We start from the raw sequence: 24,750 nt of genomic DNA on the forward strand, positions 1-24,750 counted from the left end.
TCTTCTCTCACCCTGCAAGACCAAAAATCCATAAAACCGGAGACAAACTGCATGCCACACCATTTTTCCCCCCGTTTACCGACGCTCAACGCAACCACTCTGGCCGTACGCACCCTGCTGGGCACCTCGCTGCTGGCCGCCGCCACTGGCGGCGCGTTTGCACAACAAGCTGGCAAGGACCTGGAAGCGGTCACGGTGACCGGCCTGCGCGCTTCGCTGGAGAGCGCGCTCAACGCCAAGCGCGACAACAACGGCATCGTTGACGTCATCAAGGCCGAAGACATGGGCAAGTTCCCTGATTCCAATCTGGCCGAATCGCTGCAGCGCGTGCCCGGTGTCGTCATCGACCGAGATGCCGGTGAGGGCCGCTCCATCACCGTGCGCGGACTGGGCCAGGATTTCACCCGCGTTCGCATCAATGGCATTGAAGCGCTGGCTACGACAGGCGGCACCGACAGCTCGGGTGGTGCCAACCGCGGCCGCGGCTTTGACTTCAATGTATTTGCGTCCGAGCTGTTCAACACGGTCACCGTGCGCAAGAGTTCATCGGCCGATGTGGACGAAGGCTCACTGGGCGCCACGGTTGATCTGCAGACTACCCGCCCCTTCGACCTCAAGGGCTTCAACGCCATGGTGTCCTTGAAAGAAAAGTACAACGACCTTTCTAAGACCACCGATCCGCGCGCTGCCTTCTTGCTGTCCAATACCAACGACGCCAAGACCTTTGGGGTGTTGTTGTCCGGCGCGTTCTCGAAACGGCGCAGCCTGGAAGAAGGCTTCAGCACTGTGCGCTGGGACAATGGTCCTTCTGCAGGCGGATGGTGCGCGCCCACCGGCGCAACGGCAAACCCAGCCAGTTCCACCGCGGCAACTTGCGGCCCCGCCGCGCAGGGTGTGGCCCGTGCGCCCGGAACCCCAGAGGCATTGGCTGCCTACACCATCGCCAGTGACCCCAACAATTTCACGCCGCGCCTGCCCCGCTACGGCCGGCTGACACATGACCAGGACCGCGTGGGATTGACGGGCTCCATTCAACTCAAGCCATCTACCGACTCACTGGTGACGCTGGACCTGATGTACTCCAAGCTCAGGGCTACGCGGCAGGAAGACTTTCTGGAAGCGATCTCCTTCAGCCGCACCCTGACCCAGGGCGGCAAGCCGCAGACCAGCGTGCTGAGCACAGCCTACGCGCCCAACGGCGCACTGCAGTACGGCGTGTACAACGGCGTTGACGTCCGCGCCGAGTCTCGCTACGACGAGCTGTCCACCACCTTCACCCAGCCGACGCTGACCTGGCAGCAGAACCTCAGCGATACGCTGAAGCTGACAGCCAAACTGGGCAGCGCCAAATCGGTGTTCGACAACCCTGTACAGACCACCACGACGCTGGACGCCCTGAATGTCAACGGCTACAGCCTGGATTTCCGCGGCAACGATCGCCTACCTACCATCACCTACCCGTTCAACGTCAACCAGCCCGGCGGCGCATTGACACTGGTTGGTGTGCCGCCCGGCACCGCCACCACGGTCGCCAACACTACGACCAGCGAGATCCGCATCCGCCCCCAGGGGGCCACCAACCAGACAGACGTAGGACAGATCAACCTGGCGTGGGAGGCATCAGACTCTCTGTCCATCAAAGGCGGTATCGACCTGAAACGTTACACGTTTGACACCTTTGAATTCCGCCGCGTCAACCAGGGCGACACCATCTACGCACCGCCCAACGGCACTACGGTGGCCAGCCTGACCACATCGGTCAACAACTTCGGCAATGGCCTGAGCCTGCCTCCGGGCACGCCAACCTCGTGGGTCATTCCCAACTTGAACGCCATTGCGCAGACCTATGACATTTACTGCAACTGCCTCAAAAGCGGCCCCGCTGGCGGCCCTGGGGATTTCACGCTGTCGTCTATCACCAACGGAAATGCACGCGGCAACAACCGCTCGGTGACCGAGACCGACAAGGGCGCTTATCTGATGGCCGACTTCGACACCAAGTGGGGTGACGTGCCCGTACGCGGCAACTTCGGCACCCGCTACGTGAAGACCGAACAGGTCGCCACCGGCTACCAGGCGGCAGGTGGCGCCACGCAAGTGAGCATTACCAATACCTATGACGATTGGCTGCCTTCCTTCAACCTTGCCGCCACGCTGAGCCCCGATGTCGTGGTGCGTGTTGCAGCAGCCAGCGTGATGTCTCGCCCAATCCTTGGCAACCTCAACCCCGGTGGATCGATCTCGACAACCGGAAACCTGTCGATCACCAGCGGCAACCCGCTGCTGCAGCCCTACCGCGCCAAGACACTGGATACGGGCATTGAGTGGTACTTTGCCAAGAATGCGTTCCTGGGCCTGGGCCTGTTCAGCAAGAACATCTCTACCTATATCCAGACGCTAACAACCAATATGGCATTCAAGGACACGGGCTTGCCGCTGTCGCTGCTGCCAGCCAACTTCAACGGCAGTGAAGTCTTCTCAGTCAACACCCCGGTCAACACCAACGGTGGCCGTCTCAACGGACTGGAAATCAACTACCAGCAGCCCTTCAGTTTCCTGCCCGGCATCGGCAAGAACTTCGGCACTCTGCTGAACTACACCATGGTGCAGTCCAAGATCGACTACGCGACCACAGCAGTCGGCAATTCGTACATCACCGATGACCTGTTGAACCTGTCGCCCACGTCGTGGAACGCCACCTTCTACTACGACGACGGCGTGTTCAGCGGACGCATCTCGGCTTCGTCCCGCAGCTCCTTCCTGACCCGCGTGCCTGGCCAGAACAACAACGACGTTGAAGGCAAGAACGGTTCGGTCAATGTCGACTTCTCAATGAACTACAAGGTCAACAAAAACCTGGACGTGACACTGGAAGCCACCAACCTGACCAACACACCGAACGACCAGTTCATCAGCCGCGCACGCAACAGCGCCGTTGTCTACAACGTGACTGGCCGCGAACTGCTGATCGGTGCACGCTACAAGTTCTAACCAGTGAAACGGGTCTGACAGGGGTGGCCTACGGGTCGCCCCTTTTTTTTTGGAGTCAACACATGCAACCAAACATATGGTCCAGCATGACCCTGGCGGCGCTGGGTCTGGGCGCCTGCACCAGCGTGTCCGTAACCCAAGACCAGCGCCTGGACGGCGTCGTGGCAGTGGGAGGGCCGTTGGCATATGCCCACGTCAGCGTGCGCGACGCCACCGGCAAACTGATCAGCACAGAGGCCGACGTGCAGGGCCGCTACCGGCTGGACGTCTCCGCGCTTAAAGCGCCGCTGGCACTGGTGGCATCTGAGCCTGGCAACCGCAACTGCCGCCACAACGACAAGCCGCGCGCAACCTGCATGGTGGCCTGGCGTGCAGCGCTGCAGCGCGGTGACAACACGGCCAACATCAACCCGCTGACCGACTGGCTGGCGTCCGATATGGCCACTGCGCTGAAGTTCATCGGCCCACAGCAGTTTGCCGAAGAACCCAAGGCCCTTGATGTGCCCCCCACAGTGCAGGCCCGCGCGCTGCAGCAACTGCACAGCGGCTTCGGAGCAGCACTGGCCTACAAAAACGTTGCACTCGCGGACTTCGACCCGGTCACCACACCCATGCAGGCCAATGGCCGTGGCGTGGACGCGGTGCTGACCGTGCTCAACCACACCCGCGGCTATGACAACAACACGGGTGAGGCTTCCGCCACCGTCATCACCGACACATCATGGCGGCCGATCATGCCGCCATTCGGCAACACCGCCAACGAGCCACTGCAGATGCAGCGGGCCGAACGCGAACAGGCAGCGATACGGTCGGCACCCTTGCGCGTTTTCATCGTCGGCGACTCCACCGCCGCCACGTACGAGCGTGAACGCCTGCCACGCATGGGATGGGGCCAGGTGTTCGAGGAGCGCTTCAAGCGAGCCGACGGCGTGAAAGTCGTCAACGGCGCTCGGGCCGGGCGCAGCTCACGTGACTTTTACAACGGCGGCTGGTACCGCCTGATGCTGCGCTACATGCGCCCGGGCGACTACGTCTTCATAGCCCACGGCCACAACGACCAAAATTGCAATAGCCAGCGCCCGGTGCGGGCCGCGGCCGATGTGGCCAACCTGTGCACCTACCCTAACGATGCGCAAGGGCAGCGCCAATTCCCATCGGGTCAGCCGCAGATGTCATTTCAGAATTCATTGGAGGTCTACATTACCGACGCGCGTGCCCGGGGCGCCATTCCAGTGCTGATGACGCCGACCACGCGGTACCTCAACGCCGACCGCAAGACCGCCCACGTGAACGGCGACATACGCGCCGTGGTGTCGCAGCACCTGACGCGCCAGAACGCCGCGAACGGCTATGCCTTTACCGGCGACTACAGCCAGACCATCCAAGACACGGCCCGCGCCAACGGCGTGCCGCTGATAGACCTGGAGACCAAGACCATCGCCTTTGCCAACGCCCATGCGCATGACTGGCAAAACTACTGGCTCGTGGTGGCCGACACCGTGAAATACCCGTGGTACGCGACGCAGACTTCGGGCACGCCCGCTGCGCCCGACACCACGCATTTTCAGGAAGCAGGTGCGCGGGCCATGGCCGCCCTGGTGGCCGAGGGCATCAAAGAGACGCCGGCGCTGCAACCGCTGGCACGGCAGCTGCAGTATTCACCGTAGCCATGAGGTCCACCATCGCCTCGGCCGGAATCAGCGCGCCGGGGTGCTGGATGACCCGCGCCGCCAGGCGGTTGCCAAACTGCGCGGCAACGGTTGGCGTCGCACCCGTAAGCCGACGAACCAAATAGCCGGCGGCAAACGAATCGCCCGCTGCCGTGGTGTCCACGACGCGCGCAACTTTCTCCGTCGCCACCGACTCCCATGCGCCGTCACCCGCACGAACCAACGTGGGCAGCGCCCCGCGCTTGATAACGATCTCTGGCGCTGGCAACCGCTGCGCGGCCTGCACGGCGTCTTCCACACTGGCCAGGCCAAACAGCGCCTGGTGGTCGTCGGCCGTGACCAGGGCCACGTCCGCCACCGCAAAGGCCCGCGTAAATGCGGCGCGCGCTACGGCGGCGTCCGGCCACAGGCGGGGCCGGTAGTTGTTGTCAAACACGACGATGGCATCCCGTTCGCGCAGCGACTGCGCCAGCGCAAACAGCCGGTCCCGTGCCTCGGGGGGAAGGATCGCCAGGCTGATGCCGGAGAAGTAAAACGCGTCCCACTCGGCTGCGCGCTGCTCCAGCGGCGTCTGCGCCACATCAAAGTAAGCGCGCGCCGCACTTTGGTCCCGCCAGAAGCTGAAGCGGCGCTCACCATGGTCGTCCACCTCAATCTGGTACAGCCCTGGTAGCCGCCCGGGGATGCGGCGCACCAGTTCCAGCGCCAGCCCCTGCTCACCCCAGCGGCGCAGCAGCTCGGCGCTCAGGCTGTCATCCCCCAGCGCGGTGGCGTAGTTGACGCTGAGCGCGTCGCCCGCACAGCGCGCCATGTAGACGGCGGTGTTGAAGGTGTCGCCGCCATAGCTTTGCTGCATGGCGCCAAAGGCCGTGCCGTGCAGTTCGAGCATGCACTCCCCAATCAGGGCAATTTTGTGTAGATTTGTCACGTGTATGAGTTTTTGAAACGCTGTTTCATTGTACTATCGACGCCTCAAAAATCAACACCCGCAACCCCGCTTTCCCTCCCCATGGTTTCCACTTTTCCGGACGGCTGGTTCAGCCCGGCGCAGCTGTTTGGCTACCTTGCGTTTGTGCTGGGTGTGGCTTCCTTTTTGCAGAAGAACGACCGCCGGTTCAAGCTCTTCATGGCGGCCGAGTGTCTGGCCTATATCGTGCACTTTGTGCTGCTGGGCGTGCCCACTGCCGCGGCCAGTTCAGCGGTATCGCTGGTGCGGTCCGTGCTGTCGCTCTATACGCACTCAGTATGGGTCGCCGCTACCGTGGTGGGCGTCAACCTGGCGCTGGGCTATGGACTGGCCGCGCACTGGTGGAACTGGCTGCCGCTGCTGGCCTCGTGCATCGGTACGCTAGCGTTGTTTCTGCTACAGGGCATACGCATGCGCCAGGCCATGCTGGCGGGCACGGTGCTGTGGGTTGTCAACAATGTACTGGCCGGCTCCATTGGCGGCACTGCGCTGGAGCTGGTGATACTGGGAGTCAACGGCTACACGATTGCCCGCATGCACGGCGCTGCACGCCGCGGTGTGGCGGTCGGCAGCTAGGCGCCGCGGCTGCTGGCCTACTTGGTTTCGGCCGCGGCCTCCACCTGCTGCAGCCACTGCTCAATCTCCACAATCACCGCATCGGTTGCCTCAGTCAGCGCCCGGACACCGCCGGGTGCATCGGCAGAAGGCGCTGGGCGCTGCACGATGAAGCTGCGCTGGGCCACCAGGCGCTCCACCCCCTTGGTGCCACGCCCCAGCGTTGCGCGCAGGCGCACGAGGCCGCTGCTGCGCTCGGCACTCTCGAACAGCTGGCTGAATTCGTCTAAATCCAGATGCAAGATCATCGCCGGCTTGCCCGACACGACGACGCCCTGCGCAGCGTTCAGCACCGGGCGGTTGTGGCCCAGGTGCTCGCGCAGGCGCTGGCGCAGCAACTGACCGGGGGCCATGCTCCAGCGCGCCAGGGCATAGGGTCGCAGTTGCTGGGCGTCGCTGTATGCCAGGCGGTACAGCACGGCGGCGCTGTCCATCGCGGCGCTGGCATCCACGTCGGCCAGCACCAGGGCCGGCAAGGGTGCGATGCGCGTGCTGGGCGTGGTGGCTACGGGGCCGGGGCCAAAGTCGTACACCGTGGCCCGGGGTTTGGGCTGCAGCGACGAACATGCCCCCAGGGCAAATACTATCAAGCCAAATAGGGCTGCAGCCCTCGTGTAATGAGCGTAAGCAGCTACTGATTTCATAGCACTGTTCCAATCAAAGAATGTGGACTCAACGGGCGCCGGGGGCCACAAAGCCAGGCTCGCCCGGTCCAGGCAGGCCAGCGCCATTGCCCAGCAGCAACGACTGCGGGTTGTCGTTGACCGTTTCAACAGCACGGCCAATGTGGCGCACCGTGCGCGCCGCGTCGTCGACCGTGCGGTTCAGGCGCGGCACCAGTGTGGTGTTCAGCGTCTGGCTGGTGGCCAGCAGTGCGTTTGACCCCTGGGCGATGTTGTCCAACGTGCCGCCGGGTTCGCTCATGCGGTTGGACATGCCCTTGAAAGCATCGGCCGATGTGCGCACCGCTTCGGCACTCTTGCCAACCCGGTCAGACGTTTCGCGCAAACCCTTGAGCGTGGTGCTGGCCTCTTGCGACAGCGCCGGCAGGTTGGTCTGCTTTGCTAGCTGGCTGATGTTGGCGGCCGCCTGACCCATGTTGTCCAAGGCGTCCATCAGCTTCTTTTGGTTGGCCGGCGCCAGCAGCAAGTTGACGCGCTGGGTAGCGTCATCCAGTTTGGTAAGCAAACCCGCGCCCTGGTCGGACAGGCGCGACATCAGGCCAGGGCGCATGGGGATGCGGGCCAGCTTGTCGTCGGTGGTGACCAGTGCTTCCTTGGATTCCCCAGCGTCATCCAGCTGGATGAAGGCCAGGCCGGTCACCCCCTGGAAGCCCAGGCTGGCAAACGTGGATTTGGTGATGGGCGCCGTGTTATCCACACCGATGCGGATGCGCACATTGCCGCTGATCTCCGGGTCCAGCGCGATGGACTGTACCCGGCCTACGGTGACACCCTTGTAGCGCACACCAGCCTGGCGCTGCAGGCCCGTCACGCTTTCGCGGCTGGAGATTTCGAACAGCCGGTTCTCGCCGGTGTCACGCGTCAGCCATGCGGCAAGCCCCACCAACAGCGCAGCCACAACCAGCACGAATGCGCCAGCGCCGATGGCGTGGGATTTGTTTTCCATACGACTCTCTTTCTACTACACGACTTGCGGGTGAAGGCGCAACAGTTCCATGGCGCGCAACCCGCGCCCGCCCAGGAAGAAGTCCCGCACAAAAGGGTGGTCAAAGGCGATGACCTCGCGCGGCGGCGCGTCCACGATCACATGCTTCTCCGCCACCACCGCCACCCGGGTACTGATCTCGTAAATGGTATCCAGGTCGTGCGTGACCATGACAACAGTCAGGCCCAGCTCACGGTGCAATGAGCGCACCAGTGCACAAAAAGCGTCGGACCGGTCTGGGTCCAGCCCGGCGGTGGGCTCGTCCAGCAGCAGCAGCGGCGGGTCCATGATCAGCGCCCGGGCCAGCGCCACGCGCTTGATCATGCCGCCGGACAGATCCGCCGGCATCTTGTGCGCATGGGCCGGGTCCAGCCCCACCATCTGCAGCTTGACCATGACAGCGTCGCGCACCAGATCCTCGGGCAGGGCCTTGAGCTCGCGCAGCGGAAAAGCGATGTTCTCCAGCACGGTAAAGGCCGAGTACAGCGCGCCGTGCTGGAACAGCATGCCCACGCGGCTGGCGGCGCCGGAGCGTGTCAGCTCTTCGGCCGGACGGCCCAGCACCGTGATGCTGCCGCGCATCGGTATCTCCAGCCCCAATATCTGGCGCAAGAGCACGGTCTTGCCGCTGCCCGAGCCGCCGACGATGGACAGCAACTCGCCCTGTGCGATCTTCAGATTCAGGTCCTTGTGGATCAGCGTCTCCACGCCGCCACTGCGAAAGCCGGACCACAAGCCCTGTATATCCACGATGGGTGGCGACGTGCTCATACGACCTGCCGCCGGGCCGCCCCAAGGCAGGTCAGCCCCACGCCCTGGTAAATCCGGGGGCCTTTCCCCAGATGGGGGCAGCGAACCGTGTAACGGCGGAGCGTGGGAGCTCATATCCCTACACTCTTGAAGACCACCGCAAACAAAGCATCCACGAGGATCACCATCGTGATCGAGGTCACCACAGATGCTGTCGTGCCCTCGCCCAAACTCTGTGTATTCGGCTTGATGCGCAAGCCGTAATGGCAGCCGATCAGCGCAATCATCAGCCCGAACACGGCGGATTTGCATATGGCCAGCCACAGGTTGGCAACCTGCACAGCGCGGGCCAGCGCGGTCACAAAATATGCCGGAGTCAGCCCCATCACCAAATCCGACGCCAGCATGCCGCCCAAGAGCGCGGCCAGCGTGGTCCACACCGCCAGCAGCGGCATGGCCACGACCAGGGCCATGGCGCGCGGCAGCACCAGCCGGAAGCCTTTGGGAATGCCCATGACCTTCATCGCATCCAGCTCTTCCGTAACACGCATCACGCCAATCTGCGCGGTGATGGCGGAGCCGGATCGCCCCGCAATCAAAATGGCGGCCAGCACTGGCCCCAGCTCGCGGATCAGCGACACACCCAAAATATTGACGATGAAGGCATCGGCACCAAACTGCCGCAACTGCTGCGACATCAAATAGGCCAGCACGACACCGATCAAAAAACCGACCAGCGCGGTGATCGGCAAAGCCGTGGCTCCAATGCGGTACAGGTGGCCCGACACATCACGCCACGGGCCGGCGCGCGGCGCACGCGCCAGCTGGATCGCATCCAGCAACAACTGGCCCAGCAGGCGCACGGCGCCTACTACGTGTTCTTCGACCCGGACCACGACGGCGCCCAGGCGTAGGTACATCTCCCACGCCGTGTGCGGGCGGCGGGGGGGCAGTGCCGACGAAAAGGTAGCGACCCGCTCCAGCATCGCGCGCTGGGCCGGGTGGGTGTGCAGGCGGTCCGGCCACTGGCGATACCAAGCGTTCCACAGCAGTTGCGCGCCGGTATGGTCCATGCGCTGCAAGTGGCGCAGATCCCACTGCCAGCTACGCCACTCGGTAGGCAGCGCGCCCAGGGCCGCATGCAGCGCGTCCCAGTGTTCCTGCACCGCCAAGTACTCGGCAGTCCACAGACCCAATAGCCGCGCGTGCAACCCGTCGGCGGCTTGCTCGAATGCAATGCGGGGCTGGGTATCCGGCATGGTGGCGTCGTGAGGGCTAGGTGTGTAGGGAAAGCGGTGGACTCCGCATGGTACAGGCTGGCGCGCCCGCGCTCTGAGAAAATGCAGGCGCACAACAACGATTTGGAGACCCCATGGCCGATACCCCCAACGCCCCCACTTTCACGTCTACACCCGAACTGTCGGTCGAGACCCGCGGCCCGGTGCTGTGGCTGACCATCACCCGCGAAGAGCGCCGCAACGCGATGAGCCACAGCGTGCTGGCCGGCATGGCGCAGGCCATTGGCACGGCGCAAACCCAGCGCAGCATCCGCGCCATCATCATCACTGGTGCGGGTAGCAAGGCCTTTTGCGCTGGGGCTGATCTGCAATCCGCCAATGCCTTTACCACCGACTATTCCGAGCCCCACGGCCACCTGGCGCAACTGCTGCGTGTGGCCCGAATGAGCACCATCCCACTGATCGCGCGCGTCAACGGTGCCTGCATGGCCGGCGGCATGGGCTTGATGAGCATGTGCGACATGGCGGTCGCCGCGAGCCACGCGGTGTTTGGCCTGCCCGAGGTCAAAGTCGGCGTGTTCCCGGCCCAAGTCTTGAGCGTGCTGCAACACCTGATACCCCGGCGCAAGCTGGCCGAGATGTGCCTGACCGGCGAACCCATCACCTCCGCCCAGGCGCTGGAATACAACCTGGTCAATTACGTGGATGACGATGTGGACGCCAAGCTGCAATGGCTGCTGGACCGTTTGCTGGACAAATCCCCCGCCGCGATCCGCCGGGGTCTGTACACCATGAAGAAAGTGGAAGCGATGGCGTTCGAGGAAAGCATGTCCTTCACCGAAAGCCAGATCGCGCTGTTCACACTCACCGAGGATGCGAAGGAAGGCCAGAAGGCGTTTCAGGAGAAGCGCAAGCCGGTGTGGGCAGGGCAGTAGCAGCGATTGGCTTGGTGCTTTCTTTTGATGGCACCTAAGGAGCAATGGCTGGGCTAGGCTCGGCCTTTTGGACGGACTCGCCAAAACGTAGGTGACTAATCCGAACAGTCGGCGCATTCCATGGCCGAAGCTCACAGAAAATCTTTGATTGACAAATTCAATTACAAATGTAAACTTCAATCGTCGTTTACGCTTGTAAACAAACAGCGGAGGATTTGTCTGTATGAAAAATGACATTGCCATCAGCGAGGCCGAGTCAGTCGTGATGGAGGTGCTTTGGGGACAACACCCCCTCGCAGCTGACCAGATCGTGACCGCATTGGCGCAGCAGCAAGATTGGCAGGAAGCCACCATCAAGACACTACTGAACCGCCTGCTCAAAAAGGGCGCAATTGCGGCTGAGGCGGACGGTCGACGGTACCTCTACAGCCCAGTCTTGAAGCGCGAGGATTGGTTGCATCGACAAAGTGCCGGTCTGCTGGATCGGTTGTTTGACGGTCGAGTGGCACCACTGGTGGCCCACTTCGGGTTACATCGCAAGCTGGACAAAAAGGACCTTGTCGAGCTCAAGAAACTCATTAGGGACATGGAAAAATGAGCCGCTCGCTATTGCAACATTTGGTTAGCTGGACCGAGCTAAGTAGTGCAGTGCTGCTACTGATTCTGGTACTTCGCCCTATTCTTCGTCGACATGGCGGCTCGGTAATTGTTTACATGGGCTGGTGGTTGTTTCCGCTAGTCTTTCTAGTCAGCATGTTGCCGCACTCAGCCACGCTCGCACCGGCGTTTAATCTTCCGATGGCGGCCATAGTGACGGCCAGCATCGAGCGCGCAGTACCAACCAGTCAAAGTCTGACGCAAACAATGTTGTGGCTCTTCGCCTGGGGTACGGGTGCAACGCTGACCGCTGCCTGGATGTGCTGCCAGCAATTGCGATTTATGCGCAGCCTGGGCTGGTTGCAGCCTGCGCTGCAGGGAAGTGTCTACTTTGCGGTGGATAACACGCAGGTAGGACCACTCCTATTGGGTTTTTTGCGACCTCGCATTGTTTTGCCCAGCGACTTTGCCAGTCGTTACGAACCGCAGGAGCAAGCGCTGATCCTGGCGCACGAACAGGTCCATATGCAGCGTGGAGACGCGCTGGCCAACGCCTTGGCCAGCGCCTTTCAAGTTGTCTTCTGGTTCAACCCGCTGTTGCACTATGCCGTCAACTGTTTCCGACTCGATCAGGAGCTGGCCTGTGACGCAGCCGTAATGGAGCAGTATCCGCGGGCGCGACAAGTCTATGCCGACGCCATTTTAAAAACACAGCTGATGAGCAGCGGACTACCGCTCGCCTGTCACTGGCAAAGCCATCACCCCTTGAAGGAGAGAATCATGCAGCTTTCACAATCCACTCCCAGTCGTATCCGCCGTCGATCAGTGATGGCTGTTTTGACCACAGCAATGCTGGCCGCATGCTATGGAGTCTGGGCCACCGAGCAGGCTCCCTCAACAGCGGCAAGTACAGCGGGCGCAGCCGATACACAGCGCTATGAGGTAGCAATTGATTTCAAGAGAGAAGTCCCAGGCGACACAAAAACTCTCAAGACGGTCGTAGCTCTGGGATCCGGGGAACTTGCGCATCTATTTCCTAATCCCCGATTGCCGTTGGACTGCGTCATTGATTTGGAGGTCCGCACGTTGCCCAAAGATCACGTGTGGTTCAGAATGCCCTTCAAATGCGCTGATGACAATGAGCAAAGAGAGCCCAAGTTGGTGACAGGCTTGGGTCAAAGGGGCCTGGTGGAGATCGGCAAAGATCTGCCCGGCGTCAAATTTGAGTACAGCATTGCCGTAACCGTCAACCGGTGGCCCGAGTCAAAGCCTTGGCCCCCGCGCTAGTGTCCCGGTTTTGTCTGAAGCTCGAACATCGCGATATGGCGAACGGGCTCAACCGAAACAGACATAGACAGCTTGAAAAAATTCTTCAACATCCTTCAAATGTGGGATGGAGACTGCCAACGACTCGGCCCGGTATTCACGTCAGTAAAACTCGCCGAGCTCCAGGATAGGCCCTCGGAATGCGTTGCCAATTGCGGCCACAAAGTCCCGTGCCGGGAGGGTATGCACGCCCTCAGCAAATGCCGGAATGTCTTTGCCGAAACGGATAGCAAGAGCACCCTGGTAGTAGCCTTGGTAGTGCTCCCATGCGACATGCTTTTTGTGGAATCCGCTGATGTTCGCTAGAACCACCGGCGGCGTGGATGCCCCATGGGACGAGAAGGAGCCATTGAAAAGCAACCGATAGGGATCGTCTCCACCATAGCTGGCGATCGGCTTTCCGTTGGTGCAGGGTGGGGACTGAACTTCAAAGTAGATGCCGTCATGACTCCACTGAATACGATAGTCATCCCCAACGACCAGTGTGGTGTCCACGGTGTAACGATCTTCAACGGTAACGTCGGGATATCTTGACTTCCCAGTGATGCGGTGAACGGGCTCACCAGCGACGCCTCCATAGACTACGGCTATACCAGGTCCGGAATGCATATCGACTGATCGACTCAACTGTGCATGGCCCGCCGCAGGAGCAAGATTGACCACCTCCCTTACCTGGGTGCCAATCTGCCACTCGCGCAACACTTGGTCTACCCTAGCGGCGGTATCAATCTGAGGCCGCCAGTTCGGTTCGTTTACGACTAAAAAGTGCCTGTACTCGACGCCCATATACCGTAGTCCTCCCTGTTTTTAAAGTTGCTATGAACCTCTGCTCTGTTACGAGCCCATGAACGCTAATACGAAGAACGGTTCTTTCATAGGATCCTAGCCTAGCACCCGCAGAGACTGGACAGCGGACAGCGGAATTTGTATGAGATACAAGCGATACAAAGCGGGCAGTTACGACATCAACGCGATACGTCCGGTTCGCATAATTCTCCAACTGCACACCACTGAGTAGCTTCTCTTTACGAAGCGTCTTCAACTTCCTTTATCACTTCCGGAGTCTTTGCATGAACCGCAATTTCCTCTCACTGTCTATTCTGTGTTTTCTGGCACTGCATGCCAAGGCTGAAAACCAAGCTCCGATCGCTAGCAACACCTCCGTGTCGGTAGCGTGCCAGAGCGATGTGTCCAAGTTCGAACAGGCCGTGGCCGTCGTACGCCAGTCCCATGGGGAGAAACGTGCGAACGATCTGCGTGAAAAGTTGCTACCCAGCAAAGAAGCTGATGAAGTGCTGAGCCAGTCCGGTCAATGCGGCTTGGCGCGACTGCTGCGTGCCAAAAAGCTTGTGTAGTCTAGTTCAAAGGTTTTTCTTCGGTAGGTAGCGGAGCAGCTTCGTCTGGAACCTTGGGGTTGTCAGACATATGGTGTTTCATATGCGCCTTCTTGCCGGGCTGTGGTGTCTTCTCTGCACCCGGTGCAACCTCAGCGCCGTGGTGCTTCTTTTCTTGCGCAACCTTTTTGTCATGGGCAATGTTGCGTGGATCTGTCATGGAATGGTTTCCTAAAATACGTAGCAAGGTTTCCCAATGGAGGTCCGAAGCTAACCTGGTCAATCGTTTACTCGGTGCTGGCACCGAACGCGTTTAGGGGTAGTTTGCGAACTGCACCATCCCCCAAACCCCAAGATACGGATTCAGACCTGCGCGGTCAGTCGGCTGCCGTACACACGAAGCTACCCTGCGTTGGCCACGCCACCAGCCTACTTCGGTAACGTCTTCCAAAACCGCAACAAGGTCCGCAGCGCCTCCGGCTTGTTGGTCGGCTCTCCCTGCCCCGCCTGGTTCTTGCTGTTGAGCCCGTGGCAAGACGCGCAGGTACGAATCTCTCCGGGCTGGAACGTGATCCAGTTGCGCTCGCGCACCACGGCTTGGCCATTGCCATCGGTCAGCTGCCACGTCATCGCCCGGCGTGCCGGTACGAAGGCGGCGCTAGAGCCGTCCGCACCCAGCTTCACGCTGCCGGTGGGGGCGCCCGGGTTGCTGGGGTTTTGCGCTTTGGGATCGTGCATCGCCTGGGCCAATACACGCCTACCGGCGCGTGGGGATGCGCCGCCGCCGTAGCCCCGAATCTGGTCGGCCTGGAACATCTGCAGGTGTGCCACGTTGTAGACCTTGCCCCCGTCGCCAACGGTCTTGACACCGCCCGGCACCTGCAGGTTGAAGGGTTGCTGGCGCTCGCCACGGTCACGGCTCGTGTTGTCGCGGGTGATGATCAGCGCCAAATCGTTGGCGGCCAGCCACCCACGCAACTGCGACTCGGCAACGCCCTCTTCTTGCAACACGGCACTCTCCGGGCTCTCTAGCGGCTGGGCGGCTCGCACGGGTTTGGCGCGTGCCACCACCTCAACCGGGTCCAGCTCCCACAGCGTGCCATCGAAATCGACACGGGTATCCGGATCCCAATACCAAATGGCCTTGCGCGTGCCGGGGGTGATGGGTTGGTCTGCAGCAAAGCTGTCTCCCGACGCAGCCAATGGCTTGATGCGGAACTGGTAGCGGTAACGCGGCAGCTCTCTGGTACCGTCGTTCTGCTCCAGCCGGGTCTCAACGGTGTGCACGGCCAGCAGGGTGCCGTCGGTCATTGGCAACGGGTTGCGGTACATACCGCTGTGGCCGGCTACAGGCGTTTTCCCGTCTTCGGTAAAACCGGCGGTGGCGGCATGCGTGACCGGTGTCACGACCATGACCTCGCCGTTCAGCGAAGGGTTGGCCGTCAGCCGCACAATCTGGTTGGCGCTGCTGGTGCCGAATTCTCGGGCATGGGTGCCGTAGAAAACGCCAGCGCGTTTGGGGTCTTCGCGCAGGTGGAACACGCCGCCGTCGTTGCGCAGGTAGGTGCGGTTGGCAAACACGCTCTCGCGGCTGTAGTAGCTGAGGCTGGAGTCGTTGTTGAAGCTGGGCGGGATGTAGGTGCCGGCAATCTCATGCCGGCCGACGTGATTGAGGGTCTCTTCCGTGCTGCCGTCCTCGTTGATCTGCCAGGGCATGAAGATGTTGAAGGTGTGGCCGTTGACATGGTTGGCCACGTTCTGTGCATCGCTGTCTGCCCGCGGCTCGGGGAACACTTCGGCCTGCAACGGCAGGCGCTGTGCGGCTGCCGCTTCGCTGGCGTACAGGAAAGATCCGTTGGTGCCACCGGCACGGTCCGCATCGGCCTGCTGGTCTTGCTGCAAATGGTCCCAGCGCGTGAAGACGACCCGGCCAGCACTGTCGATGGACGGGGTGAACGCCCCGCTGACGGCATGGTTGAGCAAGCGCAAATCCCCAGTTTGGGGTTGCAGGCTCCAGATGCCGGTTACCGTAGCGGCGCTTTCGTATTCATCGAGTTGCGGGTAGAGATGAGCCTCACCACTGCGCGGCCGGTCGGATGTGAACAGGATGCGTTCATCGGTACCGTAAACCGGCGACACATTATTGAAAGCCGGGGGCTGCCCGCCCACTTTGGTGATGCTGGCCATGCCGCCTTTTTGCAGGCCGGTGATTTCATACAACTGCCACACAAAATCCTTGACCTCGTAGCGCGTGCCGGGTGAGCCAATCACCATGCTGAAGATGGCTTTGGTGCCGCTCCAGTGCACCGCCGGCTCCCGCACCGCAATGCTCCCCGCGCCCTGGAAGCCCGCGCTGCCGTAGCCAGCCTCTTGCGTCAGGTTGCGCACGCTGCCGTCCGGGTAGCGGATCATCAGGTCGCCACCACGGGGCGCCGACTGCACGCTGGCCAGGTGGTTACCAAAGGTGGAGGTGCGGCTGGTGAACCCTGAAACGGGTACCTGTGTGACATACATCACTGGATTGACGATACCGGTGACAGACTGCGGTGCGCCGACGGCATCGGCCCCCAGCACCGTGTAGGCGTTGATACGGACACGCACATTGGTGTAGGTACTGCCTTCAAACACCACTGAACCCAGCGTCAGCACCTTGCTGGCAGGGTCAAATGCGTTAGCCTGCGGACTACCACCATCCACACCCAGCAGGGAGTATGACTGCACGGTGACGGCGGCATTCTTGAAGCTGCCCAGCCCCTGCACGACGACCTGATCGAGTGCCAGGTAGTTGGATACACCATTGAACGAGTCGACGGCATGTGCACCAATGGGCATCACCAGCACCAGCATGGCGGTGGTAACTGCGTTCCATGCGAAGCGCTTTCTGGTATTCATCAGCACACCCCAAAGTAAGTTCTCGCGCGAGTATCGTTGCGTTGTCGGCAAGCGACACCAGGAAATCTGCAACATTCTGTAGCCGGGCCGAGCGACCGATCCGAACGCTGGCGACTGGCGTCAGTTTTGCAGATGGTCTGGTGGATTAGGATGGTGACATGAGCGAAACCACGTTTGACTACATCATCATCGGCGCGGGCACGGCGGGCTGCCTGCTGGCCAACCGCCTGAGCGCCGACGCCTCCAAACGCGTGCTGCTGATTGAGGCCGGCCGCAAGGATGATTACCACTGGATCCACATCCCGGTGGGCTACCTGTACTGCATCGGCAACCCGCGCACCGACTGGCTGTACAACACCGAACCCGATGTGGGGCTGAACGGCCGCTCGCTGCGCTACCCGCGCGGCAAAACGCTAGGCGGCTGCAGCAGCATCAACGGCATGATCTACATGCGGGGCCAGGCCCGGGACTACGACCAGTGGGCCCAGCTGGTGGGCGACGCCACCTGGGGCTGGGAACACAACCTGCCCTATTTCATGCTGCACGAGGACCACCACAAGGGCGCCAGCGCAGCCCATGGCGCGCGCGGCACAGCGCCCGCACTGATGCAGAAAAATGGCAGCCAGTACCGCGACCTGCTGCGCCACCACAAGGCCGGTGGTGAATGGCGGGTCGAGAAGCAGCGCCTGCGCTGGGACGTTCTGGACGCTTTTGCCCAGGCTGCCGTGCAGGCCGGCATACCCGCCACCGACGACTTCAACCGCGGCGACAACGAGGGCGTGGGCTACTTCGAGGTCAACCAGAAAGCCGGCTGGCGGTGGAACACGGCCAAGGCTTTTCTGCGCCCCACCTGCTACGGCCGGCCCAATTTTGAGTTGTGGAACAGCGCCCAGGTCGCCAAGCTGGTGCTGCAGCCTGCCAGCGCTACCAGCCCGCTGCGCTGCACCGGTGTACAGGTGTGGGACGGGCAGAACATGGTGGAGGCCACGGCCCGGGCCGAAGTGATACTGTGTGCCGGGGCCATCGGATCGCCGCAGATCCTGCAACTGTCGGGCCTGGGCTCCGCGCAACGGCTGCAGGCTCTGGGTGTTCCAGTTGCCAAAGACCTGCCCGGCGTCGGCGAAAACCTGCAAGACCATTTGCAGATACGCGCCGTGTTCAAGGTGCAAAACACCACCACGCTGAACACGCAGGTGCAGTCGCTGTGGGGCAAGGCCAGGATTGGCATGGAGTACGCCTTCAAGCGCACCGGTCCCATGAGCATGGCGCCCAGCCAGTTGGGCGCCTTCACGCGCAGCGACCCCGACCAGCCCTACGCCAACCTGGAGTACCACGTGCAACCGCTGAGCCTGGAGGCCTTTGGCCAGCCGCTGCACAGCTTCAACGCCATCACTGCCAGCGTCTGCAACCTGAACCCCACGAGCCGCGGCACAGTGCATATCCGCTCGGCGAAATTTGAAGATGCGCCGGCCATTGCGCCCAACTACTTGAGCACCGAACAGGACCGCAAGATTGCTGCCGACTCGCTGCGCATCACCCGCAACATCGTTGCGCAACCGGCGCTGCAGAAATTCCGGCCCGAAGAATACAAGCCCGGCGTGCAGTTCCAGACCGATTCCGAGTTGGCCAAGCTGGCCGGTGACATTGCCACCACCATCTTCCACCCGGTAGGCACCACAAAAATGGGCCGTGCGGATGACGCGATGGCCGTGGTGGACGCGCGCCTCAAGGTCCATGGTGTGGCGGGGCTGCGCGTGGTCGATGCTGGCATCATGCCGTTGATCACCAGTGGCAACACCAACTCACCCACGCTGATGATTGCCGAGAAGGCCGCGCAGTGGATCATGGATGACGCGGCTTTGGCAATGAAGGGTTAATCCCGATGCACGTGCGCGCTGCCGTTGCTACAGTAGCGGCACTCAAAGGTTAGACGGCAACTGCAAAGGGCCAGACGGAAGAAGCGAACCGAGGAGACGGTAAGCAACAAGTAATAATTTCTGCATCCACCTTGAGATGCAGCTCATAAAAGCACTGACACGGTCAGTGCTTTTTTTTCGCCCTGCTGCTAGCAGGCCGCGCGTGCACACAGCGTGAGCTGGCCACATGCATCCGCCCGCCGGATCCCCGCACTACATACAGAAATGGGCTGTAGCCCTCGTCGGACAAGCGTAAGCCGCTACTATATTGATAGCGATAGCGTGTGCCACCGCAGTGCGAGAATAGGGGCATGGAACTGTTTATTGTCTCGCTGGCCTCGCTGCTGGCTGGTTTTGTGGATTCGATTGTCGGCGGCGGTGGCCTGGTTCTGGTACCGGCGCTGTTTGCCACCTTTCCCAACGCGCACCCGGCTACGCTGTTTGGCACCAACAAGGGCGCATCGGTGTGGGGCACGGCCATCGCCACCGTGCAGTACAGCAAGCGCGTGCAGGTGCAGTGGGCGGCGCTGGCGCCGGCGGCCGTTGTGTGCTTTGCCGCTTCCATGGGCGGCGCCTGGCTGGTGACCGTGATATCGCCCGAGTTTTTGCGCAAGGCCTTGCCGCTGGTGCTGGTGTTGGTGCTGGGCTACACGCTGGCCAAGAAACAGCTGGGCCGTGACCACGCGCCCCGTTTTGTTGGCACGCGCGAGGCCGTGGTGGCCAGCTGCATAGGCGCGGTGATCGGTTTTTATGATGGTTTCTTCGGCCCCGGCACCGGCAGCTTCTTTGTGTTCCTGCTGGTGCGGCTACTGGGCTATGACTTCTTGCATGCGTCCGCCAGCGCCAAGCTGCTGAACACCGCCTCCAACCTGGCGGCCATCGTGCCGTTTGCCATCAAGGGCCACGTGTGGTGGCACTTTGTGCTGGCGATGGCGATTGCCAATGTGCTGGGCAGCGTGGCCGGCACGCATCTGGCACTGAAGCACGGCACGGGCTTTGTGCGTGGGGTGTTTATTGCCGTGGTGTCGGCGCTGATCCTTAAGACGAGCTACGACGCGTTCCTGCGCTGACCGCGGGTAGCCTGCATGCGACGGGCTTAGCGGGGTGCCGACGCGGCAGCGCTGGCAGGGGCACTGGCTGGCGACTTGCCAGCGCTGGCTGGTAATGCCGGCGGCGTTGGCATACTGCTGGCAGGCTTGGGCGCACTCGCAGGTACTGCCGCGGCGCCGGCTACCGCTGCTACCGCCGGGGGGGTAGCGGCGGCCCCCTTGCGCGGCCACGGCACCTGGGCGGCCAGCAGCGGCTTGCCGATGGGTGCCGAAGCCTGGCCCTTGCGGACGGCCGCCATGTCTTCGTCATTCGGGTACTGCCCCAGCAACCAGTAGTCAAAGACGCGGCGCGCGATCGGCGCGGCCGACCCTGAGCCCCAGCCGGCGTTCTCGACAATCACCGCCAACGCAATGGTCGGGTTTTCCAATGGAGCAAAGGCAACGTACAGGGCATGATCGCGCTTGCTTTCGTCGGCATTGACGCTGCTGTACTTCTCGCCCGCGCGCAGCCCGACCGCCTGCGCTGTGCCGGTCTTGCCGCCACTTTGGTAGCCAGCACCGGCAAACACCTGTCGGGACGTGCCCTCCAACGTCACACCATTCATCGCATTGCGGATGACCGCTACATGCTCGGGCTTCAGCGGCAGCGGCTCCAGCGCATCATTGGCGGTGCGTACCGTTGTGTGCTGGACTACATCCTGGATCTCACGCACCAGGTGGGGTTTGAAACGCAGACCGCCGGACGCGATCGTCGAATAGGCGGTGGCCATCTGCAGCATCGTGAAATTGTTGTAGCCCTGGCCGATGCCCAGCGAGATCGTTTCGCCTGCGTACCACTTCTGCTGCTCAGGCTTCTTGAATTTCTTGCGCTTCCAATTCTGTGATGGCAGGTCGCCGGTGACTTCGCCCATCAGGTCGATACCTGTGAGGCGGCCCAGGCCAAACGGCTCCAGCTGGTCGTGGATCAGGTCCACACCCATCTCGTTGGCGAGGCTGTAGAAATAGACGTTGGACGAGCTGACGATGGCCAGTCGCATGTCCTTGGGGCCTGCACGGTCTGCCGCAGGGCTGCCGAAGGTGCGACCACCAAAGCTGTAGGTCAGGTTGTCCTGAATCACCACATTGGCCGCGCGTTTGCCACTGTTCAACGCCGCCATCGCCATCAGCGGCTTGTAGGTGGAGCCGGGCGGATAGGTACCACGCAGCGCACGGTTCAGTAGCGGTTTGTCAACATCTTCATTGAGCGCGGCCCAGCTTTCGGTGTCGATACCGTCTACAAACAAGTTGGGATCGAAGGTCGGCTTGGACACGAAGGCCAGCACCTCACCGTTGCGCGGGTCGATGGCAACCAGCGCGCCACGCCGGTCACCAAACATGTCTTCGACCAACTTTTGCAGCTTGATGTCGAGCGACAACTCCACCCTGTTGCCGGGCGTGGACGGCGTGCTGGCGAGCTTGCGAACGGCGCGCCCCCCGGCGGAGGTCTCGACCCGCTCCACACCGGTGGTGCCGTGCAACTGTTGTTCGAAGTTCTGTTCCACGCCAAGCTTGCCGATGTACTCGGTCCCGCGGTAGTTAGCCTGGTTGTCGTCGTCCTCGATCTTGGCTTTTTCTGCCTGGTTGATGCGCCCGATGTAGCCAATCACGTGGCTGGCCAGTTCACCATACGGGTAGTTGCGAAACAGACGCGCCTTGATCTCGACGCCGGGAAAGCGGAAGCGCTGCGCCGCAAAGCGCGCCACTTCGATGTCGGTCAGGCGGGTGCGGATCGGCAGGGACTCGAAACTCTTGGACTCTTCCATCAGCTTCTTGAAGCGCCGGCGGTCGCGCGCAGTCACTTCCATCACCTTGCTCAACTCATCAATGGTCTGCTCCAACCCGTTGGTCTTGGAGGGCGTGATCTCCAGCGTGTAGGCGGAGTAGTTGCTGGCCAGCACAATACCGTTGCGGTCCACGATCAGCCCGCGGTTGGGGACGATGGGCACGATGGACGTGCGGTTGCTCTCGGCCTGCGCCCGCAGGTCGTCATGCCGCACCACCTGCAGATAGACCAGGCGCGCGCCCAGCAGGAAGAAGCAGAACAGCACCATCACGCTAACCGCAAACACGCGGGTGCGAAAGCGCGCCAGGTCCGCTTCGACGTTGCGTATTTCGGTCATGCGGAAACTGTCCAGTTATAGAGGACGATTGGCGTCGGGGTCGGGGGCGCGCAATTGCGGGGCCAGCAAGACGAGGTTGGCCACCGGCCACAGCACAGCCTCGGCCACGGGTGCCAGCAGCATCCACATCCCCGGAAACTGCCCCCCGCTGAGCATGCGCACGGCCAACTCCACGGCGTGCGCCACGGCGAACAAGGGAAACACCTGCGCCGCCTGCGATGGCACCGAGAACCACAGCAAACGGCGGTGGATGGTGATCGCAAAGAAGCTCAACACCGTATAGGCCATGGCATGCTGGCCCAGCAGCCCGCCCTGGTGCACGTCCATCAACAAGCCGAACACAAAGGCGCCGCCAATGCTGATGCGCAAAGGCTGGTGCACGGTCCAGAAAACCAGCACTACGGCCAGTACATCCGGCGTCCACGCGGCGCGGCCCCACAGGCCCATGTTCTGCAGCATATTGAGCAGCATGGCCGCAATCAGACTGCCCCAGATGAAGAGAGGATTAGCGGGTAGCAGCAGCTGCTGGCCTGGACGCATGATCATCGGCGTCCCCTTCGCGGTGTGGCAACCGGCACATCCGGCGCAGGGCGCGCGGGCAACTGCGCATTGGTCGGCTCCAGCACCACGACGTGGGCCGCACCAGCCACTATGGCCAGCGGCACGCAATAGATGCGGGCAAACACGGTGTCCACCCTGCGTTCGATCTTTTCGATGCGTGCCACCGGCAGGCCCGGCGGGTAGACGCCATCGACTCCGCTGGTGGTCAGCAGGTCGCCTTCGGCCACGTCGGCATTGGCGGCCATGAAACGCAGCTCCATCGCATCCACATGCAGCGACACATCACCAAAGGCCACGCCGCGCGCGCCAGTGCGGGTGTTCAGCACCGGTATGGCATGGTCGCGGTCAGTGATCAGCGTGACCTCGCTGACCAGTGGGTAGACACGGGTGACCTGGCCCAGCACGCCCGCCTCATCCAGCACCGGGGAGCCCAACGCGACGTTGTCGGCCATGCCCTTGTCGATGATGACCTTGTGGCTGTAGGGATCGGCCGCGTCATAGATCACCTGGGCGGCGGTTGACGGTGATTGCAGTCGCTCACGCAGGCCCAGCAGCTTGCGCAGGCGCGTGTTCTCCAGCGACAACTGCTCGACCTGGTTGGCGCGCTGCGACTGCAGGTTGTGCTTGCGGATGACCTCTTGTTGCGCGGTCTGCGCGGCGGTCAGTGACGAGAAATACTGGCTGACGTTCTGGTACAGCAACACAGGGCGTAAGGCCAGCCACTGCGCCGGGTACAGCACCGTAGCGAGCACAACCCGCAAGGGCTGCATGACCTTGAACCGCGCGTCCGCCACCATCAAAAAGAACGCCAGCGCGCTGCAAACGACAAGCTTGGACAGGGCTGACGGGCCCTGCCGAAAAAACGGCGGGGGATCGCGGTCCAGCGTACCTAACGGCATGGTGGGGGCATCGCAGTACCCGCTTACTTATTCGCTGGTGAAAATGGAGCCCAGACGCTCCATCTGCTCCAGTGCAATGCCGCAACCGCGCACCACACAGGTCAGAGGATCTTCGGCCACCAGCACCGGCAGGCCGGTTTCTTCAGCCAGCAGGCGGTCCAGGTCACGCAACAGCGCGCCACCACCGGTCAACATCATGCCGCGGTCGGCAATGTCGGCACCCAGCTCGGGGGGGGTTTGCTCCAGTGCGTTTTTGACGGCGGAGACGATGTTGTTCAGCGGGTCGGTCAGGGCTTCCAGGATTTCGTTGGAAGAAATCGTGAAGCTGCGGGGCACGCCTTCGGACAGATTGCGTCCGCGCACTTCCATTTCCTTGACTTCGGAGCCTGGGAAGGCCGAGCCGATTTGCTTCTTGATGGATTCGGCCGTGGGCTCGCCGATCAGCATGCCGTAGTTGCGGCGGATGTAGTTGATGATGGCTTCGTCAAACTTGTCTCCACCAACGCGGACCGAGCCCTTGTAAACCATGCCGCCCAGCGAGATGACGCCGACTTCGGTAGTACCGCCACCGATGTCCACAACCATCGAGCCGCTGGCCTCAGAGACGGGCAAACCGGCGCCAATGGCGGCTGCCATGGGTTCCTCGATCAGGTACACATCGCTGGCACCGGCGCCCAATGCGGATTCGCGGATGGCACGGCGCTCGACCTGGGTAGAACCGCAAGGTACGCAAATGATGATGCGGGGGCTGGGGCGGAAAATGCCACGTGGATGCACCATTTTGATGAACTGCTTGAGCATTTGCTCGGTGACCGTGAAGTCGGCGATCACGCCGTCTTTCATAGGCCGGATGGCTTCGATATTGCCGGGAACCTTGCCCAGCATGGCTTTGGCTTCCTTGCCGACGGCTTGTATGGTTTTCTTGCCTTGGGGACCGCCTTCGTGGCGGATGGCTACGACCGAGGGTTCGTCCAGAACGATGCCCTGACCGCGTACAAAAATCAGGGTATTGGCCGTGCCCAAGTCGATGGCCAGGTCGGTGGAAAAGTACCGACGGAAAGATCCAAACATTACATATCCTCTCGAGGCATGGGCGGCACTTCGGTCCCCATCACCACGGTTTTATCGTTAAAAAGTCGTAAGTTTGGCGTCAATTTGGGCGACTTTGCAGCACCCACGCCAA

21 protein-coding genes are annotated in these 24,750 nt (G+C 61.9%); 9 read left to right on the top strand and 12 right to left on the bottom strand.

What is annotated here, in order from left to right; all coding sequences use genetic code 11:
• Positions 1 to 51: 51 nt before the first annotated feature.
• Positions 52 to 2,991 carry a TonB-dependent receptor gene (locus tag AC097P_RS02645; protein ID WP_479608804.1) on the top strand — a complete coding sequence of 980 codons (2,940 nt, stop codon included), beginning with the start codon at positions 52 to 54 and terminating at the stop codon, positions 2,989 to 2,991.
• A 62-nt stretch (positions 2,992 to 3,053) separates the two neighbouring features.
• Entirely contained in the window at positions 3,054 to 4,658 is a 1,605-nt protein-coding gene (locus AC097P_RS02650) for a rhamnogalacturonan acetylesterase (RefSeq protein ID WP_479608805.1), read from the top strand.
• Here the strand turns inward: AC097P_RS02650 and AC097P_RS02655 are convergent.
• Complete coding sequence (locus tag AC097P_RS02655) at positions 4,603 to 5,589, bottom strand: sugar kinase (RefSeq protein WP_479608806.1); 987 nt, start codon at positions 5,587 to 5,589, stop codon at positions 4,603 to 4,605. The two genes, AC097P_RS02650 and AC097P_RS02655, sit on opposite strands and share 56 nt — an antisense overlap.
• 81 nt (positions 5,590 to 5,670) lie before the next feature.
• On the opposite strand from AC097P_RS02655, the gene AC097P_RS02660 reads away from it, so the two are divergent.
• A complete protein-coding gene (locus tag AC097P_RS02660; RefSeq protein WP_479608807.1) occupies positions 5,671 to 6,204 on the top strand; it encodes a YgjV family protein in 534 nt (177 codons plus the stop codon).
• A gap of 17 nt (positions 6,205 to 6,221) precedes the next feature.
• Here the strand turns inward: AC097P_RS02660 and AC097P_RS02665 are convergent, their stop codons facing one another.
• The 4 genes from AC097P_RS02665 to AC097P_RS02680 form a co-directional block, all read right to left on the bottom strand.
• The gene (locus AC097P_RS02665; protein WP_479608808.1) at positions 6,222 to 6,887 is read right to left on the bottom strand and encodes an ABC-type transport auxiliary lipoprotein family protein; all 666 of its coding nucleotides are present in this window, start codon (positions 6,885 to 6,887) and stop codon (positions 6,222 to 6,224) included.
• A gap of 28 nt (positions 6,888 to 6,915) precedes the next feature.
• Positions 6,916 to 7,872 carry an MlaD family protein gene (locus AC097P_RS02670; protein ID WP_479608809.1) on the bottom strand — a complete coding sequence of 319 codons (957 nt, stop codon included), beginning with the start codon at positions 7,870 to 7,872 and terminating at the stop codon, positions 6,916 to 6,918.
• A 15-nt stretch (positions 7,873 to 7,887) separates the two neighbouring features.
• Complete coding sequence (locus AC097P_RS02675; protein ID WP_479608810.1) at positions 7,888 to 8,682, bottom strand: ABC transporter ATP-binding protein; 795 nt, start codon at positions 8,680 to 8,682, stop codon at positions 7,888 to 7,890.
• A gap of 110 nt (positions 8,683 to 8,792) precedes the next feature.
• Positions 8,793 to 9,920 (bottom strand): MlaE family ABC transporter permease, encoded by a 1,128-nt coding sequence (locus AC097P_RS02680; RefSeq protein ID WP_479608811.1) that lies wholly within the window; start codon positions 9,918 to 9,920, stop codon positions 8,793 to 8,795.
• Positions 9,921 to 10,033: 113 nt separating this feature from the next.
• Between AC097P_RS02680 and AC097P_RS02685 the strand changes: the two genes are divergently transcribed.
• The 3 genes from AC097P_RS02685 to AC097P_RS02695 all read left to right on the top strand — a co-directional run bounded on the left by AC097P_RS02685 (position 10,034) and on the right by AC097P_RS02695 (position 12,718).
• Positions 10,034 to 10,834, top strand: coding sequence for an enoyl-CoA hydratase/isomerase family protein (locus tag AC097P_RS02685; RefSeq protein WP_479608812.1), 801 nt, complete (start codon positions 10,034 to 10,036; stop codon positions 10,832 to 10,834).
• 223 nt (positions 10,835 to 11,057) lie between these two features.
• Positions 11,058 to 11,432, top strand: coding sequence for a BlaI/MecI/CopY family transcriptional regulator (locus AC097P_RS02690; protein WP_479608813.1), 375 nt, complete (start codon positions 11,058 to 11,060; stop codon positions 11,430 to 11,432).
• Positions 11,429 to 12,718: a M56 family metallopeptidase gene (locus AC097P_RS02695; protein ID WP_479608814.1), complete on the top strand. Its 1,290-nt coding sequence runs from the start codon at positions 11,429 to 11,431 to the stop codon at positions 12,716 to 12,718. The genes AC097P_RS02690 and AC097P_RS02695 overlap by 4 nt, the downstream gene beginning before the upstream one ends.
• A 141-nt stretch (positions 12,719 to 12,859) precedes the next feature.
• Here the strand turns inward: AC097P_RS02695 and AC097P_RS02700 are convergent, their stop codons facing one another.
• Positions 12,860 to 13,252: a hypothetical protein gene (locus AC097P_RS02700; protein ID WP_479608815.1), complete on the bottom strand. Its 393-nt coding sequence runs from the start codon at positions 13,250 to 13,252 to the stop codon at positions 12,860 to 12,862.
• Between the two features lie 575 nt (positions 13,253 to 13,827).
• On the opposite strand from AC097P_RS02700, the gene AC097P_RS02705 reads away from it, so the two are divergent.
• Positions 13,828 to 14,112: a hypothetical protein gene (locus AC097P_RS02705; RefSeq protein WP_479608816.1), complete on the top strand. Its 285-nt coding sequence runs from the start codon at positions 13,828 to 13,830 to the stop codon at positions 14,110 to 14,112.
• A gap of 1 nt (position 14,113) precedes the next feature.
• Here the strand turns inward: AC097P_RS02705 and AC097P_RS02710 are convergent, their stop codons facing one another.
• Both AC097P_RS02710 and AC097P_RS02715 read right to left on the bottom strand, forming a co-directional pair.
• Positions 14,114 to 14,311 (bottom strand): hypothetical protein, encoded by a 198-nt coding sequence (locus AC097P_RS02710; RefSeq protein ID WP_479608817.1) that lies wholly within the window; start codon positions 14,309 to 14,311, stop codon positions 14,114 to 14,116.
• A 209-nt stretch (positions 14,312 to 14,520) separates the two neighbouring features.
• Positions 14,521 to 16,983: an HzsA-related protein gene (locus AC097P_RS02715; protein ID WP_479608818.1), complete on the bottom strand. Its 2,463-nt coding sequence runs from the start codon at positions 16,981 to 16,983 to the stop codon at positions 14,521 to 14,523.
• A 158-nt stretch (positions 16,984 to 17,141) separates the two neighbouring features.
• On the opposite strand from AC097P_RS02715, the gene AC097P_RS02720 reads away from it, so the two are divergent.
• Both AC097P_RS02720 and AC097P_RS02725 read left to right on the top strand, forming a co-directional pair.
• Positions 17,142 to 18,860, top strand: a complete 1,719-nt coding sequence (locus AC097P_RS02720; protein WP_479608819.1) for a GMC family oxidoreductase — start codon at positions 17,142 to 17,144, stop codon at positions 18,858 to 18,860.
• A 350-nt stretch (positions 18,861 to 19,210) separates the two neighbouring features.
• Positions 19,211 to 19,969, top strand: coding sequence for a sulfite exporter TauE/SafE family protein (locus AC097P_RS02725; RefSeq protein WP_479608820.1), 759 nt, complete (start codon positions 19,211 to 19,213; stop codon positions 19,967 to 19,969).
• Positions 19,970 to 19,995: 26 nt separating this feature from the next.
• Here the strand turns inward: AC097P_RS02725 and mrdA are convergent, their stop codons facing one another.
• From mrdA to AC097P_RS02745, 4 genes are read right to left on the bottom strand one after another with little or no spacing between them, the layout of a single operon-like run.
• Positions 19,996 to 22,107 (bottom strand): penicillin-binding protein 2, encoded by a 2,112-nt coding sequence (gene mrdA, locus AC097P_RS02730; RefSeq protein WP_479608821.1) that lies wholly within the window; start codon positions 22,105 to 22,107, stop codon positions 19,996 to 19,998.
• A gap of 15 nt (positions 22,108 to 22,122) precedes the next feature.
• Entirely contained in the window at positions 22,123 to 22,653 is a 531-nt protein-coding gene (mreD, locus tag AC097P_RS02735) for a rod shape-determining protein MreD (RefSeq protein ID WP_479608822.1), read from the bottom strand.
• Complete coding sequence (gene mreC, locus AC097P_RS02740) at positions 22,650 to 23,567, bottom strand: rod shape-determining protein MreC (RefSeq protein WP_479608823.1); 918 nt, start codon at positions 23,565 to 23,567, stop codon at positions 22,650 to 22,652. Before mreC ends, mreD begins: the two co-directional genes overlap by 4 nt.
• Positions 23,568 to 23,594: 27 nt before the next feature.
• The gene (locus tag AC097P_RS02745; protein WP_209393263.1) at positions 23,595 to 24,638 is read right to left on the bottom strand and encodes a rod shape-determining protein; all 1,044 of its coding nucleotides are present in this window, start codon (positions 24,636 to 24,638) and stop codon (positions 23,595 to 23,597) included.
• Between the last annotated feature and the right edge of the window lie 112 nt (positions 24,639 to 24,750).

The organism is Rhodoferax sp. ZS1R8 (assembly GCF_056521325.1).

Coding starts and splice junctions, on each gene's coding strand:
- AC097P_RS02675 (WP_479608810.1), bottom strand. CDS start 8,682: ATGAGCACGTCGCCACCCATCGTGGATATACAGGGCTTGTGGTCCGGC.
- AC097P_RS02685 (WP_479608812.1), top strand. CDS start 10,034: ATGGCCGATACCCCCAACGCCCCCACTTTCACGTCTACACCCGAACTG.
- AC097P_RS02745 (WP_209393263.1), bottom strand. CDS start 24,638: ATGTTTGGATCTTTCCGTCGGTACTTTTCCACCGACCTGGCCATCGAC.
- mreD (WP_479608822.1), bottom strand. CDS start 22,653: ATGATCATGCGTCCAGGCCAGCAGCTGCTGCTACCCGCTAATCCTCTC.
- AC097P_RS02645 (WP_479608804.1), top strand. CDS start 52: ATGCCACACCATTTTTCCCCCCGTTTACCGACGCTCAACGCAACCACT.
- AC097P_RS02695 (WP_479608814.1), top strand. CDS start 11,429: ATGAGCCGCTCGCTATTGCAACATTTGGTTAGCTGGACCGAGCTAAGT.
- AC097P_RS02670 (WP_479608809.1), bottom strand. CDS start 7,872: ATGGAAAACAAATCCCACGCCATCGGCGCTGGCGCATTCGTGCTGGTT.
- AC097P_RS02705 (WP_479608816.1), top strand. CDS start 13,828: ATGAACCGCAATTTCCTCTCACTGTCTATTCTGTGTTTTCTGGCACTG.
- AC097P_RS02715 (WP_479608818.1), bottom strand. CDS start 16,983: ATGAATACCAGAAAGCGCTTCGCATGGAACGCAGTTACCACCGCCATG.
- AC097P_RS02680 (WP_479608811.1), bottom strand. CDS start 9,920: ATGCCGGATACCCAGCCCCGCATTGCATTCGAGCAAGCCGCCGACGGG.
- AC097P_RS02720 (WP_479608819.1), top strand. CDS start 17,142: ATGAGCGAAACCACGTTTGACTACATCATCATCGGCGCGGGCACGGCG.
- mreC (WP_479608823.1), bottom strand. CDS start 23,567: ATGCCGTTAGGTACGCTGGACCGCGATCCCCCGCCGTTTTTTCGGCAG.
- AC097P_RS02710 (WP_479608817.1), bottom strand. CDS start 14,311: ATGACAGATCCACGCAACATTGCCCATGACAAAAAGGTTGCGCAAGAA.
- AC097P_RS02690 (WP_479608813.1), top strand. CDS start 11,058: ATGAAAAATGACATTGCCATCAGCGAGGCCGAGTCAGTCGTGATGGAG.
- AC097P_RS02650 (WP_479608805.1), top strand. CDS start 3,054: ATGCAACCAAACATATGGTCCAGCATGACCCTGGCGGCGCTGGGTCTG.
- AC097P_RS02660 (WP_479608807.1), top strand. CDS start 5,671: ATGGTTTCCACTTTTCCGGACGGCTGGTTCAGCCCGGCGCAGCTGTTT.
- AC097P_RS02725 (WP_479608820.1), top strand. CDS start 19,211: ATGGAACTGTTTATTGTCTCGCTGGCCTCGCTGCTGGCTGGTTTTGTG.
- mrdA (WP_479608821.1), bottom strand. CDS start 22,107: ATGACCGAAATACGCAACGTCGAAGCGGACCTGGCGCGCTTTCGCACC.
- AC097P_RS02665 (WP_479608808.1), bottom strand. CDS start 6,887: ATGAAATCAGTAGCTGCTTACGCTCATTACACGAGGGCTGCAGCCCTA.